At 42.7% G+C, this 778-nt stretch carries 1 protein-coding gene; it reads right to left on the bottom strand.

What is annotated here, in order from left to right:
* Window positions 1-219 precede the first annotated feature (219 nt).
* On the bottom strand, window positions 220-778 hold a 559-nt coding region (locus RM552_RS17695; protein WP_311370211.1), incomplete at its 5' end, for a transposase.

Here is a 778-nt window from a genome sequence, read left to right as displayed (position 1 = left end):
GAGTATAAGACAAATTAACACTATAGACTAGCCTCTGTGCCAGCTGCATTTGAGGATGGGTTTATGGTTACTCATTTGTGGTGTTGAACAAATTTGGGAAATATTTTTTGTTGCAGTGATTGAGTAAACTGGCCTTTGGTACTGAAATCTAGATAGTTAGGTGCGAAGGGCCTTGCCTCAACATATGGCATGTTCAAGCATCATTGTGTTTTTCGTGTGTCATGCGCCAAAGTCAAAATCTCTTTGGATGGTGAAATCATCAAACATAACCCTATTCTCTAAAGCTACAACCGGCGGTGCTCTGGTATTGTTGCCAGTGATAGGTGAGCCTTGTTTGTCTAAATACGACAATATCTTGTGTATGATGGCAGGTTCGATTATGCAGGCAATTATCGTTACATTGTGCTGTTGGCATTTTTCACATTCAGTCATGTCTATATTGAAGACACGTTTTAGCCTTTGTGCCCAACTCATGCTCCTAGCGTGATAAGGCTTGTCAGATTGTCTATTTTCTTTATTGTTTAGTTTAGGGCTATTTTTCCCACGCTGTGAGGCCGTTACTTGCGCACGAAGATTGCTGTTAGGCGCAAACACGCCAAAAAATCTTGTTAAGTTGAGTCTAGGCGGCGGAATGAGAGCGGCTAGTTTGCCGATGAAATCGAGAGGGTCAAAGAATACGTGTGTTGTTCCATCTCGATAAGGGGTTTTCAACTCATAGCGCACTTTCCCATGGTCAGTCATATTTAAACGCTGCTCGCTAATCGCTGGGCGGCTGATA

The organism is Glaciecola petra (assembly GCF_031846345.1).
Taxonomy (GTDB): domain Bacteria; phylum Pseudomonadota; class Gammaproteobacteria; order Enterobacterales; family Alteromonadaceae; genus Glaciecola; species Glaciecola petra.
This window is presented reverse-complemented; position numbering and strand designations above follow the sequence as displayed.